Origin of the sequence: Paenibacillus sp. LPE1-1-1.1, from assembly GCF_040676435.1 — a bacterium.
Classification (GTDB): Bacteria; Bacillota; Bacilli; order Paenibacillales; family Paenibacillaceae; genus Pristimantibacillus.
The window spans coordinates 313,233-327,916 of the sequence record NZ_JBEGHY010000044.1 but is presented as its reverse complement, the minus strand read 5'-3'; the positions used below and the strand labels follow the sequence as shown (position 1 = coordinate 327,916).

Genomic DNA, 14,684 nt, shown 5'->3' with positions numbered 1-14,684 from the left:
GGCCGAATCTGCTGCACTTTCTGCAGCGTAGCTGGCGTGTTTGCGTAAAAGGAAAGTTTCTGATGTAGAAACTACACTATACGCCATGAGCCTAGCTGCGGATAAGGACGGATAAAGATGAATAAATACGGATAAAGACGGTTAAACACGGATAAATACGGATAAATACAGATAAGAACGAATAAGGACAAAGGTGAGCCCGAGGAAGGAAGCTTGCTTCCTCTGCCGTGTGCCGTTTGTGCAATAGAGTAACATTTGGGGGCAAGCAGCTCGGCGTGCGTCGTTGTTTGTGGAAGGAATGATGCGTTGCGGGGGCAGCTGTTGGGCGGATTTATGAGGCATGGATGGCTAGTCGGTCTACATTGCAGTTTGTGCAGCAGAACGGGAGGAATGCGGGAAAGTTTCGAGGTACGCTGCAGTTAGTGCAATAGAATGGGGTAGATACGTGGTTGAAACGGAGTTTGAGGCCGAATCTGCTGCACTTTCTGCAGCGTAGCTGGCGCACAGCCGGAATGGTAAGGTTTCTGATGCAGAAACTACACTGTACGCCAGATATTTAGCAAGCGGCTTTGCTCGCAATCGCGGCACGTACCGCACCGATCCGCATTAACGGTGTGCCGCTTCGCCTCTTCCAACCCGCAGGAGCGGCTCGATGGCGAAGGCTATGCGGAAGCGGAGGCTCTCCCCGGGGTCCTTGAGCTTGATGCCCATCAGCTTCTCGCATTTATCAAGCCGATAGATGACCGTATTGCGATGCACAAAAAGCTGCTTCGACGTCTCAACAAGCTGGCACTGCGTATCGTAATAAACATTCAGCGTGCGCATCAGCTCTTTTTGCTCGTTCTCCTCGGCGGAAGAGAAGCATTGGAACGTCTCCTCGTAAAACTGCTTCAGCTCATCGTATGGGATCATCCGGAACAGATAGCTGATATCTTTCGACTGATACGATTGGATAAACCTCGTTTTTTTCATTTGATAACCGATTTGCAGCGCTTTGACGGCCTCGTTATAAGAGAGTCCGATATCGAGCACATTCGTTACCGGATTGCCGATGCCAAGCGAGACGCTGAGCTGGGACTGCTCGTATAGCAGAACGGTCATCGCAGCCAGCTGCTTCAGAAATCGGGTTTCCTCCCATTGCTTTTCCTGAATGAAGACAAGCATGCCGAACAAATCATTTTTCGTGAACATGACAAAAACCTCGCCAAGCGTGGAAAAATGGCGTTTGATCAGCTCATACTGCAAATCCCGCTCGGAAATAAGACGCTCGTCGGCTAAGGACGCAGCGTTTTTTGGCATGCCTGCCTGGGCGCCGGTTTGTTCGTCCTTGCGTGCGGCGAGCAGCAGCCATGTGCCCTTCTGCTTAAGGCCGTATTTTTTGCCGCGATGGAGTGCCTCTTGCTCGGAGCCGATAAAACCGTCGATCAAATCGGAGAAAAACTCGTTTTTGTAACGGCGCGAGCGCTCCTTGACGGCCTGCCGCTTCGTCATCTCCATGCCTATGACATTAGAGGCCTGCTCCAGCGTTAAACCATATTGATTGGACGCAGCCTGCTTAGGCTGGAAAGCGATGAGATATCCCTCATGTCTGTAGGTGAATATGGGATACAGCTCCATATAGCGATAGCCGCGCAAGGCAGGATCGAGCAAGCAGAGCTGCGCTGCGGCTTGAATGGCAGGAAGTCCGCTCAGCATGGCCTCGGCGGCGGAAATAAGCGGCTGCATCCGCGGCTGCTTGAAATGCTGGGACTGCGCGGTCATCTGCAGCTTGCTGCTCAGCAGCAGAATGGGCGAGTTCAGCAGCTGCGTGAGCGCGGTTATGATCTCGGGAATGCCGTCTCCTTTCATAATCATCGCGGAAAATTGCTTATGAATGGTGAGGGAATATTGCAACTCATCATTTTTGTTATCTAAAATGACGCTGGTCGAGCGCTGCAGAATTTCCCCGAGTGAATGCTCCACGGAAGAAATCTCGATGATCGGAAAGTCGATCCGATTGGCCTCATCTATCACCTCCTGCGGAATAGCTAGCGCAAACCGCTTCGTTTTGACGGCCAGCCCGGAACATTTCAATTGATCCATTTTGGTCATCAGCTCAAGAAGGCTCTCAGGATTTTCCTTCATAAAATACCCGTTTGTAAGCAGAAGCTCTCCGGGCCTTAAGAAATGGATGATGTCGGGGGCATCCATGATGTTTACGGTTTGAACGGCACGCGATAAGCCGCTCCGTCCTGCGATAATTTGCGATTTGGAAAAAATCGCGTGGGATAGCAATTGCTCAAGCAGCATTCTCGTCCATCCTCTCATTCCTAATAATGATATAAAAACTAACATCAAATTTGGGGGTTGTAAAGAGTATGCTGGACGAATGATCCAAATGTCATAGGAAGCTTTGGACCTATTGAACAATGACAGGGAGCATCCAAGAAGTTATGCTTCTTTCAAGGGATTTAATGTTAATTAACATCACATGAGAGTTGGCAGGCGGGACCGAATGTTTTGGCTCGTTGCACCAATGACATTGGATAAACAGAGGTGAGGCGGTTGCTGGATTTACTTCTTACAAAGGTGCGCTTGCAAAATGAAGCGAGGCTCATGGATGTTGGCGTCCGAAAAGGCAGGATTGCTTACATAGCGCCTAGCGGCGGAGAGAGCGTACCGGATGCGCTGCATAGGGAGCAAGGGGCAGGAGGAATGCTGCTGCCGGGATTCGTGGAACCGCATATTCATCTCGAGAAGGCCTATTTGCTCTCGCGGATGGAGCATGAGGCGGCATCCCTGCAGGACGCCATTCAAATGACTGCGGAAATGAAGCATGGCTTTACGAAGGAAGACATGCAGGCGAGATCGCTTGCTGTTATCCGGGAAGCCGTTCGCAGCGGCGTTACCCACATGCGCTGCCAAGCAGAGGTTGACCCAATCCTGGGGCTAACCGCTTTTGAGGCCGCGCTTGAGCTGAAGGAGCGGGTAAGGGATGCGCTTGATTTGCAAATCGTCGTTTTTCCGCAGGAGGGGATATTCAAAAGCCCAGGTACGGCAGAGCTTATGGAAGAAGCGCTGCGCCTTGGCGGCGATGCGGTAGGAGGCATTACGTACCAAGATGCGGATTTGCAAGCCCATCTGCAGCTTGTGTTCGATATGGCGGAGAAGCATGGAAAGCCACTCGATTTCCATGCCGATTTCTCGGATAACCCCGATCAGCTGGCGATTGCCGAAATTGCGGACAGAACGATTGCGGCCGGCATGCAGGGACTTGTTTCCGCGGGGCATGTGACTTCGCTTGGTTCGCTCGAGCATGGGCGCGCGATGTCCGTTGCGGATCGGATCAAAGAAGCGGACCTGCATATCATGAGCCTGCCGGCGACGGATTTGTTCATTAATGGCAGGGGAGAACGGGAGAGGCCGCGCCGCGGGCTTACGCCGGTCGGCCTGCTGCTCGAGAAGGGCGTAAATGTCGTCATCGGTGTCAACAACGTGCGCAATCCGTTTACGCCTTTCGGCAAAGCCGATCCGCTGGAGACGGCTTGGTTGTTGGCAGTTACCGCGCATATGGGCGGGGATGCCGACGCCCGTCAACTGATTCAGATGCTGACAGAAGGCGCTGGCAGGGCTCTCGGCTTAAGAAACTATGGACTTCGAGAAGGCTCGGAAGCGGATATGGTGTTGTTCTCCGTACCGACCGAGCGCGACATTCTTCTGGATAAGCCGGAGCGCCGAACGGTATGGAAACGCGGGGTAAAAACAGCGGAAACGCAGGTCGCAAGCCAAGTACATGGGCTTTTATAAAAGAAAAATAGAGGAGTGGATTTTCGGATGATGAAGCTAACGGGCAAGAAGTGGTCGCTGGGGTTATTTGTTGTCGTCATGATGTGGGTACTGGCGGCATGCGGAGGCGGAAGCGGCAGCGAAACGGAAACGGCAAATGCGCCTGCTACGAGCGAAGGTGCGGGAAGCAAGGAGCCGATTTTGATCGGCATGTCTACGGAAGCCACGGGCGATAACGCGATGAACTCGGTCAATCTTTATCAAGGCGTTCAAGTAGCGGTCGATCAAATCAATGCAAAAGGCGGTATCGATGGACGCCTGGTTGAGCTCGTAGTACGCGATACCGAGCAAAATCCGACGCGCGGCATCAGCATTATCCGTGATTTTAGCCAAAAGGAAAAGGTGCTTGCCGCAATCGGCGGTTTTCACAGCACGGTCATGCTGGCGCAGTCGCCGATCATTATGGAAGAGAAGTTCCCGTTCATGGTAGCTACCTCCAATGTTCCCGCATCGGTCGAATCGGGCATGCCATGGACGTTCGGCGTGCGGATGAATGCGAATATTACGGCGCAATACGCGCTTAAGTTCATTAAAGAGCATTTTAACACAACGAATATTGCAGTCCTGCACGAAAACGGCGGTTACGGCAAGGGCGCCGCAGCGGCCATGACGAAGGTGCTTGAAGGCGAAGGACTGAAGCCGGTGGCTGTTGAGTCCTTTGACAACGCGAAGGATAAAGACATGACGGCGCAGGTTAACCGGGCGAAGGAAGCGGGAGCCGAGGTGATTTATTTGTTCGGCCAAGGCGCGGCTAACGGTTATGTATTGCAAGCGATGGATAAGCTCGGCTGGAAGGTGCCGATCGTAGGCGAGAACGGTATGGCAAACAAAGGCGCGCAAGAGGTGGGCAAGGAGCTGGCGGAAGGCACGTACGCCATTCAAACGGCCAACTTCAACGTGGATCAAACGCGTGAGACAGCAAAGGTGTTTTTGGCAGACTTTACGGCGAAATTCGGTCATATTCCAACGACCTTCGCTTCTGCGGCACAAGGCTATGACGGTGCGATGATGATTTTCCAAGCGATTGAGAAGGCAGGTTTGACCGGCGATTTGGCCAAGGACCGCGAGGCGATCAAAAATACGCTCGAAACGGGGCTCGGCTCTTACAGCGGCGTGATCAAGGATTGGGAGCAAGCTTTTACGCCGGAAAACCACGATGCGGTTGATGTGAACTCCTACCTGATGTGCGTATGGAAGGACGGCAAGCTGGTTATTTCCGACAAGCAATAAGTCATTTAACAAAGAAAGAGGGATGGACATGTCGCTTATACTCCAGCTCGTCATTAGCGGGCTCTCGGTCGGATGTCTATATGCCTTAATTGCGCTCGGCTACAGCTTGACGTTTGTGGTGAATGGAACGCTGAATATGTCGCAAGGTCAGCTTGTCATGCTTGGCGGGGTGCTTATGTTCGGCTTTGCCGAGCTCGGGCACCTGCCCTTTCTCGTTTCATTCGCGCTTGCTGCGCTAATCGTAGGGCTGCTGAGTTTAGGCATAGAGAGACTTGCGATCCGCAAGTTCGACAAGGGCGCGAATTCGATCGAGTGGGTGCTTAGTACGATAGCGGTAGGCATTATTATTCAAGACGTCGCGCTTTATATTAACGGACCGGACGAAGGGGTAACCCCTTCTCCGGTTGGCGACGGGATGCTTCGTGTTTTTGGCGCAGGCATCTACTGGAAGGAATTTATTTTTCTGCCGGTTGTCGGCATCCTGCTGGTGCTGCTCATCTTGTTTTACAAAAAATCGCATTGGGGCCTATGGCTCCGGGCGACGGCCGACAACCGGACCGCGGTTGAGATCATGGGCGTGAGCAGCAACAAAATCGTTGCGGTCGCTTATGTGCTGAGCGGTCTGCTGGCCGGCATCGGCGGCGCTTTGATGTCTACCAATTATGCGGTTTCGGTTGATATCGGGCTGCCGCTCGGGCTTAAGGCCATATCCGTCGCGATACTCGCAGGCGTCAACAATCCGAAGGGAATCGTTGCCGCAGGTCTGATTTTGGGCATTTCGGAGGCGTTCATCGGGCAGTACATTTCGACGGCATTCCGGGAGATGTTTGTTTACGGCTTGGTTATTCTCGTGCTGTATTGGAAGCCGATGGGCCTCTTCAATGCGCGCAAAACGATTGTAAAAGTATAATTTCGGAACGTCAGGGGGTGCGCAGATGAATCAACTTATAGAGCGAGGCTTCGGTTACCGCACGGCCGCCGGATGGGTGGCGGGACTCGCAGCCTTAGGGCTGCTTGCCGCGGGGCCTTGGATGGTCGACACGTATTATTTAAATCTATTGTTTATGATCGGAATCTTCGTCATCACATGCACGGGCATGAATATTTTAATCGGCTACTGCGGCATTGTTTCCATCGGCCATGCAGGACTTATGGCGATTGGCGCTTACATGTCTTCCTTTCTCAGCACCAAATACGGCCTATCGTTCTGGACCGTGGCGCTGGTCGGCATGCTGGTATCCTTGATTATCGGGAGTCTTATCGCGATCCCCACCATTCGGGCTGGCGGCGTCTACTTATCTATGATTACCATCGCCTTTGGCGTCGTTATTCATGAGGTGCTGATCCGCTGGGACAGCTTCTCAGGCGGTCCGCTCGGCATTTCCGGCATTGCGAAGCCGCAAGTCGCCGCGTACACGTTCGATCTGAAGAGCATGTATATATTCGTTCTGGCAGTTGCTGTCATTGCGCTGCTGCTTGCCCGAAATTTGCGACGCTCCTCCTGGGGGAGGGCGATGATCGCGACGAAGGAGAATGAAATTGCCGCTGCATCCCTCGGTATTCGCAAATTTGCGGTCCAATACGCGGGATTCGCAATCAGTTCGGTGCTGGCAGGCCTGTCGGGCGCTATTTATGCGCATACTAACAGCTTTATCAGCCCGGATACGTACAATTTTCAGACTTCCGTTCAGCTGGTGCTGATTGTTATTTTGGGCGGGGCGGGCAGAGTGCTGGGACCGGTTATCGGAGCGGCGATTATCGTATTTTTACCTGAGGTACTCGATATGGAAAAACTGCGGATGGCACTCTACGGCGGCATTATGTTCGCCGTACTGTACTTCCTGCCGAAGGGCATTGCCGGTACGGTCGCAGGGTGGCTGGCGCCGCTGCTGAGTCGGTTTGCTCCTAAAGGAGAGAGGACTTCAGCCAGAGGAAATGGCGAGGAAAAGCAGTTATTTGCCGCATCGGTGCGGGCAGAGAATAAGCGGATGCTGGTGCTCGAAGGAATCAATAAGCATTTTGGCGGGCTGCATGCCTTGAAGGATGTAAGCCTCACGGTAGCCTCGGGGACGATTCACTCGCTGGTAGGTCCGAACGGCGCCGGCAAAACTACGCTGCTCAACGTGATCTCCGGTTTGTACAGCGCCGAGCAAGGGACATTTGCGCTGCATGGGCAGCCTCTCATTCCTAAGTCGCTGTCTGCGGTTGCACAGCGTGGCATTGCCCGAACGTTTCAGCATTCCCGGTTATTCAAGGAGCTGTCGGTGCTTGAGAATGTGATGACGGGCATGACCAAGCGGGAACGCAGCAGCTTAGGAGCATCCCTGCTTAGAACGCCGAAGCAGCTGCGGACGGAACGGCTTATGAAGGAGCGCGCGCATGCGCTGCTGGACCTCATCGGGTATGAAGGGGACCGGAATATGCCGGCGAGCCAGCTGCCATACGGACATCAGCGGATGGTGGAGATTGCCCGCGCATTAGCGACTGTGCCAAGCCTGCTGCTGCTTGATGAGCCGGCGGCGGGAATGACGGCAGCAGAGATTGAACAGCTGGAGCTGCTTCTGCGGGGTCTCATTAAGCAAGGGATGACGGTCATCTTGATCGAGCATCATATGGATTTTGTCCAGCGCGTATCGGATACGGTGACAGTGCTTGATTTTGGCAAAATTATTGGAACGGGCAGTCCGGAGCAGATGCTGAGCGATCCGCGCGTCATTCAGGCTTACCTGGGCGGAGAGGAGGTGGCCGCAAGTGTTGAACATTAAAGGATTGGACGTTCGGTACGGAGCTATCCATGCATTAAAGGGCATTGACGTTAAGCTGAACAAAGGCGAAATTGTCGCGGTCATCGGCTCGAACGGCGCCGGCAAAACGACGCTGCTGCAATCGGTGCTTGGCCTTGTTCGTCCGAATGCAGGTGTCATCGAGCTGGAAGGCAAGCCGATTACCCAGCTTTCGGCGAACAAAACCTCCAATCTCGGCGTATCTCTCGTACCGGAAGGGCGCGAGGTATTCGGTACGCTGTCGGTCGTCGAAAATTTGCGTATGGGGCTCAAAAAGAAAATCGGATCCGTATCGAAGCAGCAATTCGAAAAGGAGCTGGAGCTTGTATTCGAACGGTTCCCCCGTCTGCACGAGCGGCGAAACCAGCTTGCGTTCACGCTTAGCGGCGGCGAGCAGCAAATGCTGGTTCTCTCGCGGGCGATGATCAGTAAGCCGAAGCTGCTGCTGCTCGACGAGCCGTCGCTCGGGCTTGCGCCCATTATCGTAAATGAAATTTTTGCGACCATCAAAGAGTTAGCTAATGACGGTACCACAATTTTGCTTGTGGAGCAGATGGCGCATAAGGCGCTATCCATTGCGAAGCGCGGCTACGTCGTAGATAACGGAAGCATCGCGCTGCATGGTTCATCCTCCGCTTTGCTCCATGACGACCGTATGATCAAAGCTTATTTGGGCGCGCATTAACTAAATGATAAAGCAGAGGGTGACGAACGTGTCCATAACACAAATTAACCGCATTCGTATAAATGAGGGTTTGTTCGATCTATCGATAGATTTGGCAAAAGGGGTTATCTCGCGCATCACGCCAAGCCATAATGCTTCGGCAGGCGTAAATACAGGCGACGCAAGGGATGCCGGGGGTTTGCAATACTTGCCGGCAACGACCGATATGCATATTCATTTGGATAAACATTTTTTGGGGGAACCGTGGAGGCCGCTGCAGCCGTTCATAACATTGCCCGGGCAATTGGCGTTCGAGAAGTCCATGCTTGCTTCGCTGCCGACCACGGCAGCGGAACGCGCCCGTCGTCTTATTGATCTGCTGCTTAGCCACGGAACGACGAAAATCAGGACGCATGTCGATGTTGATCCGCAAATCGGGATTTCTCATTTGGAGGATGTGCTTCAAGTACGTGAGGAATACCGGGGTATTATGGATATCGAAATCGTTGCATTCCCGCAGCAGGGGTTGCTGCGCTCGGATTCCGTATCGGTCATGAAGAACGCGCTTCGAGCGGGCGCCGAATATGTGGGCGGCGTCGATCCTGCCGGTCTGGACCGGCAGGTTGACCGGTGCTTGGATGTGACATTTGAGCTGAGCGCCGAGTTCAATGCGGGCGTAGATCTCCATTTGCATGACCCGGGGCACCTCGGCTTGTATACGATCAGCCGTTTTGCCGATTTAACGGCACAAGCGGGCAAAGGCGGCAGAACGGCAGTCAGCCATGCGTATTGCCTGGGACAGGTAACCGAAGCGGAGTCGAGAGAGCTTGCGCAGCAGCTGAAAGCAAACGATGTGGCGATTATTACAAGCGTTCCGCTCGATAGGCCGATGCCGCGCGTCGACCAGCTCGTCGCCGAGGGCGTAACGGTTCATGTCGGATCAGACAATATTCTTGATGCCTGGAGTCCGTTCGGCAACGGTGATTTGCTCGCGAGAGGCGCGAAGCTGGCTGAGAAATTCGGCTGGATACTGGATGATCAGCTGCTGCAAACCTATCCGCTTATTTCCGCGGGCCCGTTAACGCCCAAGGAGGGGGATGCCGCAAGCTTCATTCTGGTTCCCGCGGCGAATGCAAAGCATGCTATTGCGTCCGCTCCTCAACGCGAAGCCGTATTCTCCGGTGGCAAGCTGGCAGGCGGCAAATGGGCCGAAGCGGCAAAAGAGATTTCATACCGCTAGCGGCGGGAGGCGGACTATGTTGAAGCGGCTGAGTGCTCGTTCATACTGCGTTCAGTATGTTTCTGTATGATTAGCCTTTCGTAATACGCTATCGCAGAAAGGGAGAAACGCAATGAACCTATCATCTCTAACAAGCAGCAGCCCATCCGCTTATTCCTCTTACCAATCGGCATCTCCCGACACATCCAGCTTGGAGAGGCAGCTATCGGGCCTGCAGGCCGAGCTCAAAAAAGTGAATGACAGCAAGGAAGACCAAGCGGCCAAAGAGAAAAAGGCGCAGGTCATCCAGCATCAAATTCAGCAATTGCAGCAAGAGATAGCAAAGCAAAAGACGAAGGCAAGCGCTGCTGGCGGCGATAGCCGGTCCGAGGCTCAAGCTAGTGCGCAAATTTCGAAACCGTCAGCAGGGCCGGTAGCAAATTCCGACCGGACGTTCGACATGCGTGTATAAGCCATAAAGCAAAAGGAATGGGCTGAATTTCTATCAGCCCATTTTATTTTGCCAAGACGGCGCTTGTTCCGGGTTTTCCAAAAAACAATTTCAACGGCATAGGGATTAAGGGACAGGGCAGACTAGCAGAGACATCTACTCTTCCGTTTGACATAAAACCAAAAGGTGTCATATAATCAAAATGCGAAACCAAATGGTTTCATAATTGCGAGATTATATCTTTATACTCACCTATTGGAGGTTATCGAATGGAAAACAATAATACGCAAAACACTTTGGCTGATATCAGACAAACGCTTGTACTTAACGCCCCGATCCAGAAGGTATGGGACGCGGTTGCTACCTCAGAAGGCATTGCGGCATGGTTCATGCCGAACAACTTTCAAGCGGAGCTGGGCTATGAATTTCATTTGGAGGCAGGTCCCTTCGGAAATTCTCCTTGCAAGGTTACTGTGCTGGACCCTCCTAACCAACTAACCTTCGAATGGGGCAAGGACTGGTCCTTGACGTTCGAGCTTACCGACATGGCGGGCAAAACGGAATTCACGCTTATTCATGCAGGCTGGGATGCGGATAAGGTTACTGAATTTGGCCAACCCCACGAGGAAGTGCGCGGCAAAATGTCGGGCGGCTGGGTTGGCATCGTGGAAAAACTACGCAAGCAAGTAGAGGCCTAATATGGCTGAGCCAGCACCCAAGCATGACGTTTTTCAAGCTATCGCGGATCCAACGCGCCGGAAGCTGCTCCATCTGCTTGGCGATGAGGAACTGCCGGTCACGGTCATCAGCGGCCATTTTACGATGAGCCGGACAGCGGTATCGAAGCATTTGCGCGTGCTTGCCGATGCCGGGCTCGTGAAGGACCGGAAGGTCGGGCGGGAAACGCGCTACCGGCTTGATCCGGAACCGCTGCTTGAGCTCAAACGTTGGCTGGCTTATTATGAGCGTTACTGGGAAAATAAACTGTCGGCGCTTAAGCGCTTCGTGGAAACCGAAGATCCCTCGGATGCGGATTCGTTTGGCCCGCTTAAGGCAGTGGATCGCGATTCCGGCGAATAATAGCAAGAGTAAGCCGCGGCTCCAAAAGAAGGGACTGTCTCGAAGGTCGAAGACCTAAGGAGACAGTCTCTTCTTTCATGGCAAGGCAAATAGCCGCCATGCACGGAGCCGTCTCAAGCGGTGTAGTATATACAGTAGAAACCCCCAAACTCCATGGAGTCTGGGGGTTTCTGGCGGTTATGCTCTGTATAAAATGCAATGAAGCGTAACGTTATCCAATAAGCTGCAGCATGTGTTGTATAATCTACACTGTTCTGCGTGGATTGTTGCTGCTGATCCGATATTAATCGCGCCAGCGGCATCAACTGCGATGCAGCAGGCTCGATTGACGATAACGGCAGCCGATGCTACACCAAAGCGGGCATGAACCCTATTCGCTGAAGAGTGAGCGTGTAAGCAGAGTAGAGCAGCAGCTTCATCGGCGAACCTTCTGAATTATCTCAGCAGCGACAGGTCGAAGCTCGGCACGAGGCCTTCCTCGGCAGCGCGGCCAAGCAGGGCAGTGATCGCCGCGTATCCGTCTTCGCCCAAATCGGCAGTAAACTCATTGACGTAGAGATCGATATGCTGCTCAGCTACATCGGGTGAGAGCTCCTGCGCATGCATCATAATATAGGATTGGGACTCTGCCGGGTGAGCCCAGGCATGCTTGACGGATGCGCGAATCCAACCGGTAATCGCATCGGTATCCAGCGAGCGTTTCGCAATGATAGCTCCGAGCGGGATCGGCAGGCCGGTATCGGACTCCCACCAGCTTCCAAGGTCAGTCAGCATGCTCAGCCCGTAAGAGGGATAAGTGAAGCGGGCTTCATGGATGACCAGTCCGGCATCGATTTGGCCGTCGCGAACGGCGGGCATAATTTCATGGAAGGGCATCACGATAATCTCGCCAACCCCGCCCGGGACATGCTTGGCTGCCCATAAGCGGAACAAGAGATAGGCGGTCGAGCGCTCGCTCGGAACGGCTACGCGTTTACCGGATAGGGAGGCGGGATTAGCCTCTTCGCCTTCGCTGTTTTTCGTTAAAACGAGCGGGCCGCAGCCCCGGCCTAGCGCGCCGCCGCAAGGCAGCAGCTTATAATCGGACAGTACCCAAGGCAATGCCGCATAAGATATTTTCATCACCTCGGGGCCTTTGGACTTGGCAGCCCAATTGTTCGTAATATCGATATCGGCATACGTTACATCCAGCTCTGGCGCACCTTCGATTAGGCCATGCGCCCAAGCGTGAAAGACGAATGTATCATTCGGACAGGGTGAAAAAGCGATGTTCATTTTAATACCTCCCGTATGGCTTTACTTGCTGCTTCTAATGAGGCTAATGCTTCGCCAATACGCCATGCAGCACGGTCACGCGGACCAACCGCGTTTGAAATGGCGCGTATTTCTGTGACAGGAATGCCAAATCCAGCCGCGGCGACCGCAACGCCATGGCCTTCCATGCCTTCGGCAGCGGCGCCGCTGACGCGCTCAGCAAGAGCAGCGGTAGTCGCTGCCGTGCCGGTGGCTGTCGTTACCGTGAGAATGGGGCCGCTGCACACGGGTAAGCCGGCAGAATGGATGACGTCGAACAGCCGGTTACTCCATGCTGCGCTGGCAGGAATGCGTGCCGAGCCGAAGCCGAGCTCGTCCAAGCTGAGGAAACCCTCCGGCGTCTCTGCTCCTAAATCGGCAGCGACGATAAGGTTTGCGACGACAAGCGAGCCGATCTCAGCTTGTCCAACAAATCCGCCGCCAATGCCTGCGCTAATGACTAAGCGGTATGCAATGGCTGACGGAGCAAGCATAGCCGCGGTCCGTGCTGCCGCAGCGGCTGCTCCTACTCCGGCTGCGATGACATCTACGTCCGGTATGCCCTGCAAGCCGCGAAGCACGGCGTCGCGCTCCGCATCCACAGCCGTCACGATCAATACGCGCTTGCTCCCGGCCGTTACGGCCTCGGCTGCTTTACCATCTTGTATATTGGAATGTACGGTCATAAGAACGAAAGCTCCTTTAATAAGGCTTCTGACTGGTCATGCTTTATCGTATCACCCGTCAAATCGCCATTGCAAATAGGCGGCTAGCCGATCGTGATTTTTCCTTCAGGGAAACGGTAAAGCTCTTTCTTCGAGCGCGTATTGAGCGCAAAGGCAAGCGTGACAGGTCCAAGGCGGCCGACAAACATAAGCAATATGATAATGACTTTGCCGATATCGCTTAAATGGCTCGTTAAACCGGCAGACATGCCGACGGTACAGTAAGCGGAGGTTGCTTCAAACAATATCGCGAGAAAAGACCCGGTTTCCGTTATGGATAGAAGCATCGTCGCTCCGCAAATAATCGAGAATGCGATCATGGTGAACATGATGGCTTGATGAATCTGATGCTTGGCAATGCGGTAACGAAATAGAACGACATCATCTTTCCCGCGGATCATTGCAATGATCGATCCGATTAGAATAGCGAAGGTTGTCACCCGTATACCGCCCCCCGTGGAGCCTGGGCCAGCGCCTATAAACATAAGAAGGACAAGGAAAAACTGCGTAACTTCGCGCAGCATGCCGGGATCTAACGTACTAAGGCCAGCGGAACGCGCGGTTACGGATTGAAACGAAGCGCCTAGCACTTTACCGACAGCCGACAAAGGCTGCAGCGTTTGAGGATTGGAGAACTCAAGGGCAAAAATAACAACGGCTCCAATGACCGTAAGAACACCTGTAACCGATAAAACGACCTTGCTGTGCAGGCTGAACTTTCGGTTTTTTGGATAGGTAACGAGCTCCGAAATCACGATAAACCCAATTCCTCCGAAAAAAATAAGCAGCATGGACACGATATTTACGAACGGATCCTCTACATAATGAATGAGACTGCTTGCCCGCTCTGGAAATTGGGAGAATAAATCAAAGCCGGCGTTATTAAAGAACGAAATGCTATGGAAGATGCCAAAATAAATCGACTTCCCAAGCGGCATTTCCAGCATGAAGTAGCTGCTTAGCAGTATAGCGCCGGATAGCTCGATGACGAGGGCATAAAGCAATACCTTGCGAATCATGCGCACGATGCCTTCGGTGGAGCCGTAGTTCATCGATTCCTGCAGCACGAGACGCTCACGGAATGAAATCCGTTTGCGGAACAGCAAAGCAAATAAGGTCGCCATCGTCATAAATCCCAGTCCGCCGACTTGGGCTAATACGATAATGACGACCTGACCGAAGGTGGAGAAGTGCGTGCCGGTATTCAGTACGGTAAGCCCTGTCACGCAGGTGGCGCTGGCCGACATAAACAAGGCATCGAGATAGGTTACCGAAGCCTCATCCGTGTAGGAGATTGGCCGTGACAGCAGCTGGGCGCCAACCAGAATAATTAATATAAAGCCGAAGGTCATGACTTGTGGCGGGCTTGGTCGATACCGCAATATATCGCGCAGTTTTTCTGCTTTAAGCATCG

The 14,684-nt window shown here is 53.3% G+C and carries 13 protein-coding genes; 9 read left to right on the top strand and 4 right to left on the bottom strand.

Translation table 11 applies throughout. From position 1 onward, the window contains the following. Window positions 1-606 precede the first annotated feature (606 nt). On the bottom strand, window positions 607-2,289 hold the full coding sequence (locus MRBLPE1_RS28125) for a PucR family transcriptional regulator (RefSeq protein WP_364152241.1): 1,683 nt from the start codon (window positions 2,287-2,289) through the stop codon (window positions 607-609). A 255-nt stretch (window positions 2,290-2,544) separates the two neighbouring features. Here MRBLPE1_RS28125 and MRBLPE1_RS28120 point away from each other — a divergent pair, with 255 nt between their 5' ends. The 9 genes from MRBLPE1_RS28120 to MRBLPE1_RS28080 all read left to right on the top strand — a co-directional run bounded on the left by MRBLPE1_RS28120 (window position 2,545) and on the right by MRBLPE1_RS28080 (window position 11,252). Then, window positions 2,545-3,786, top strand: coding sequence for an amidohydrolase family protein (locus tag MRBLPE1_RS28120; RefSeq protein ID WP_364152238.1), 1,242 nt, complete (start codon window positions 2,545-2,547; stop codon window positions 3,784-3,786). Window positions 3,787-3,813: 27 nt separating this feature from the next. Next, window positions 3,814-5,055, top strand: coding sequence for an ABC transporter substrate-binding protein (locus tag MRBLPE1_RS28115; protein ID WP_364152235.1), 1,242 nt, complete (start codon window positions 3,814-3,816; stop codon window positions 5,053-5,055). Between the two features lie 28 nt (window positions 5,056-5,083). Next, a complete protein-coding gene (locus MRBLPE1_RS28110) occupies window positions 5,084-5,965 on the top strand; it encodes a branched-chain amino acid ABC transporter permease (RefSeq protein ID WP_364152232.1) in 882 nt (293 codons plus the stop codon). Between the two features lie 25 nt (window positions 5,966-5,990). After that, window positions 5,991-7,820, top strand: coding sequence for a branched-chain amino acid ABC transporter ATP-binding protein/permease (locus tag MRBLPE1_RS28105; protein WP_364152229.1), 1,830 nt, complete (start codon window positions 5,991-5,993; stop codon window positions 7,818-7,820). After that, complete coding sequence (locus MRBLPE1_RS28100; protein ID WP_364152226.1) at window positions 7,807-8,523, top strand: ABC transporter ATP-binding protein; 717 nt, start codon at window positions 7,807-7,809, stop codon at window positions 8,521-8,523. The genes MRBLPE1_RS28105 and MRBLPE1_RS28100 overlap by 14 nt, the downstream gene beginning before the upstream one ends. A 28-nt stretch (window positions 8,524-8,551) precedes the next feature. Further along, a complete protein-coding gene (locus tag MRBLPE1_RS28095; protein ID WP_364152223.1) occupies window positions 8,552-9,742 on the top strand; it encodes an amidohydrolase family protein in 1,191 nt (396 codons plus the stop codon). A 112-nt stretch (window positions 9,743-9,854) separates the two neighbouring features. Beyond that, window positions 9,855-10,193 carry a FlxA-like family protein gene (locus MRBLPE1_RS28090; RefSeq protein WP_364152220.1) on the top strand — a complete coding sequence of 113 codons (339 nt, stop codon included), beginning with the start codon at window positions 9,855-9,857 and terminating at the stop codon, window positions 10,191-10,193. A gap of 248 nt (window positions 10,194-10,441) precedes the next feature. Continuing rightward, window positions 10,442-10,870 carry an SRPBCC family protein gene (locus MRBLPE1_RS28085; protein WP_364152217.1) on the top strand — a complete coding sequence of 143 codons (429 nt, stop codon included), beginning with the start codon at window positions 10,442-10,444 and terminating at the stop codon, window positions 10,868-10,870. 1 nt (window position 10,871) lies between these two features. Beyond that, window positions 10,872-11,252: an ArsR/SmtB family transcription factor gene (locus MRBLPE1_RS28080; protein ID WP_364152214.1), complete on the top strand. Its 381-nt coding sequence runs from the start codon at window positions 10,872-10,874 to the stop codon at window positions 11,250-11,252. Window positions 11,253-11,687: 435 nt separating this feature from the next. On the opposite strand, the gene MRBLPE1_RS28075 is transcribed toward MRBLPE1_RS28080, so the two are convergent. The 3 genes from MRBLPE1_RS28075 to MRBLPE1_RS28065 all read right to left on the bottom strand — a co-directional run bounded on the left by MRBLPE1_RS28075 (window position 11,688) and on the right by MRBLPE1_RS28065 (window position 14,682). Next, entirely contained in the window at window positions 11,688-12,527 is an 840-nt protein-coding gene (locus tag MRBLPE1_RS28075; protein ID WP_364152211.1) for a 1,4-dihydroxy-6-naphthoate synthase, read from the bottom strand. Continuing rightward, window positions 12,524-13,231 (bottom strand): futalosine hydrolase, encoded by a 708-nt coding sequence (locus MRBLPE1_RS28070; RefSeq protein WP_364152208.1) that lies wholly within the window; start codon window positions 13,229-13,231, stop codon window positions 12,524-12,526. The genes MRBLPE1_RS28075 and MRBLPE1_RS28070 overlap by 4 nt, the downstream gene beginning before the upstream one ends. 83 nt (window positions 13,232-13,314) lie before the next feature. Continuing rightward, window positions 13,315-14,682 carry a TrkH family potassium uptake protein gene (locus MRBLPE1_RS28065; RefSeq protein ID WP_364152204.1) on the bottom strand — a complete coding sequence of 456 codons (1,368 nt, stop codon included), beginning with the start codon at window positions 14,680-14,682 and terminating at the stop codon, window positions 13,315-13,317. Between the last annotated feature and the right edge of the window lie 2 nt (window positions 14,683-14,684).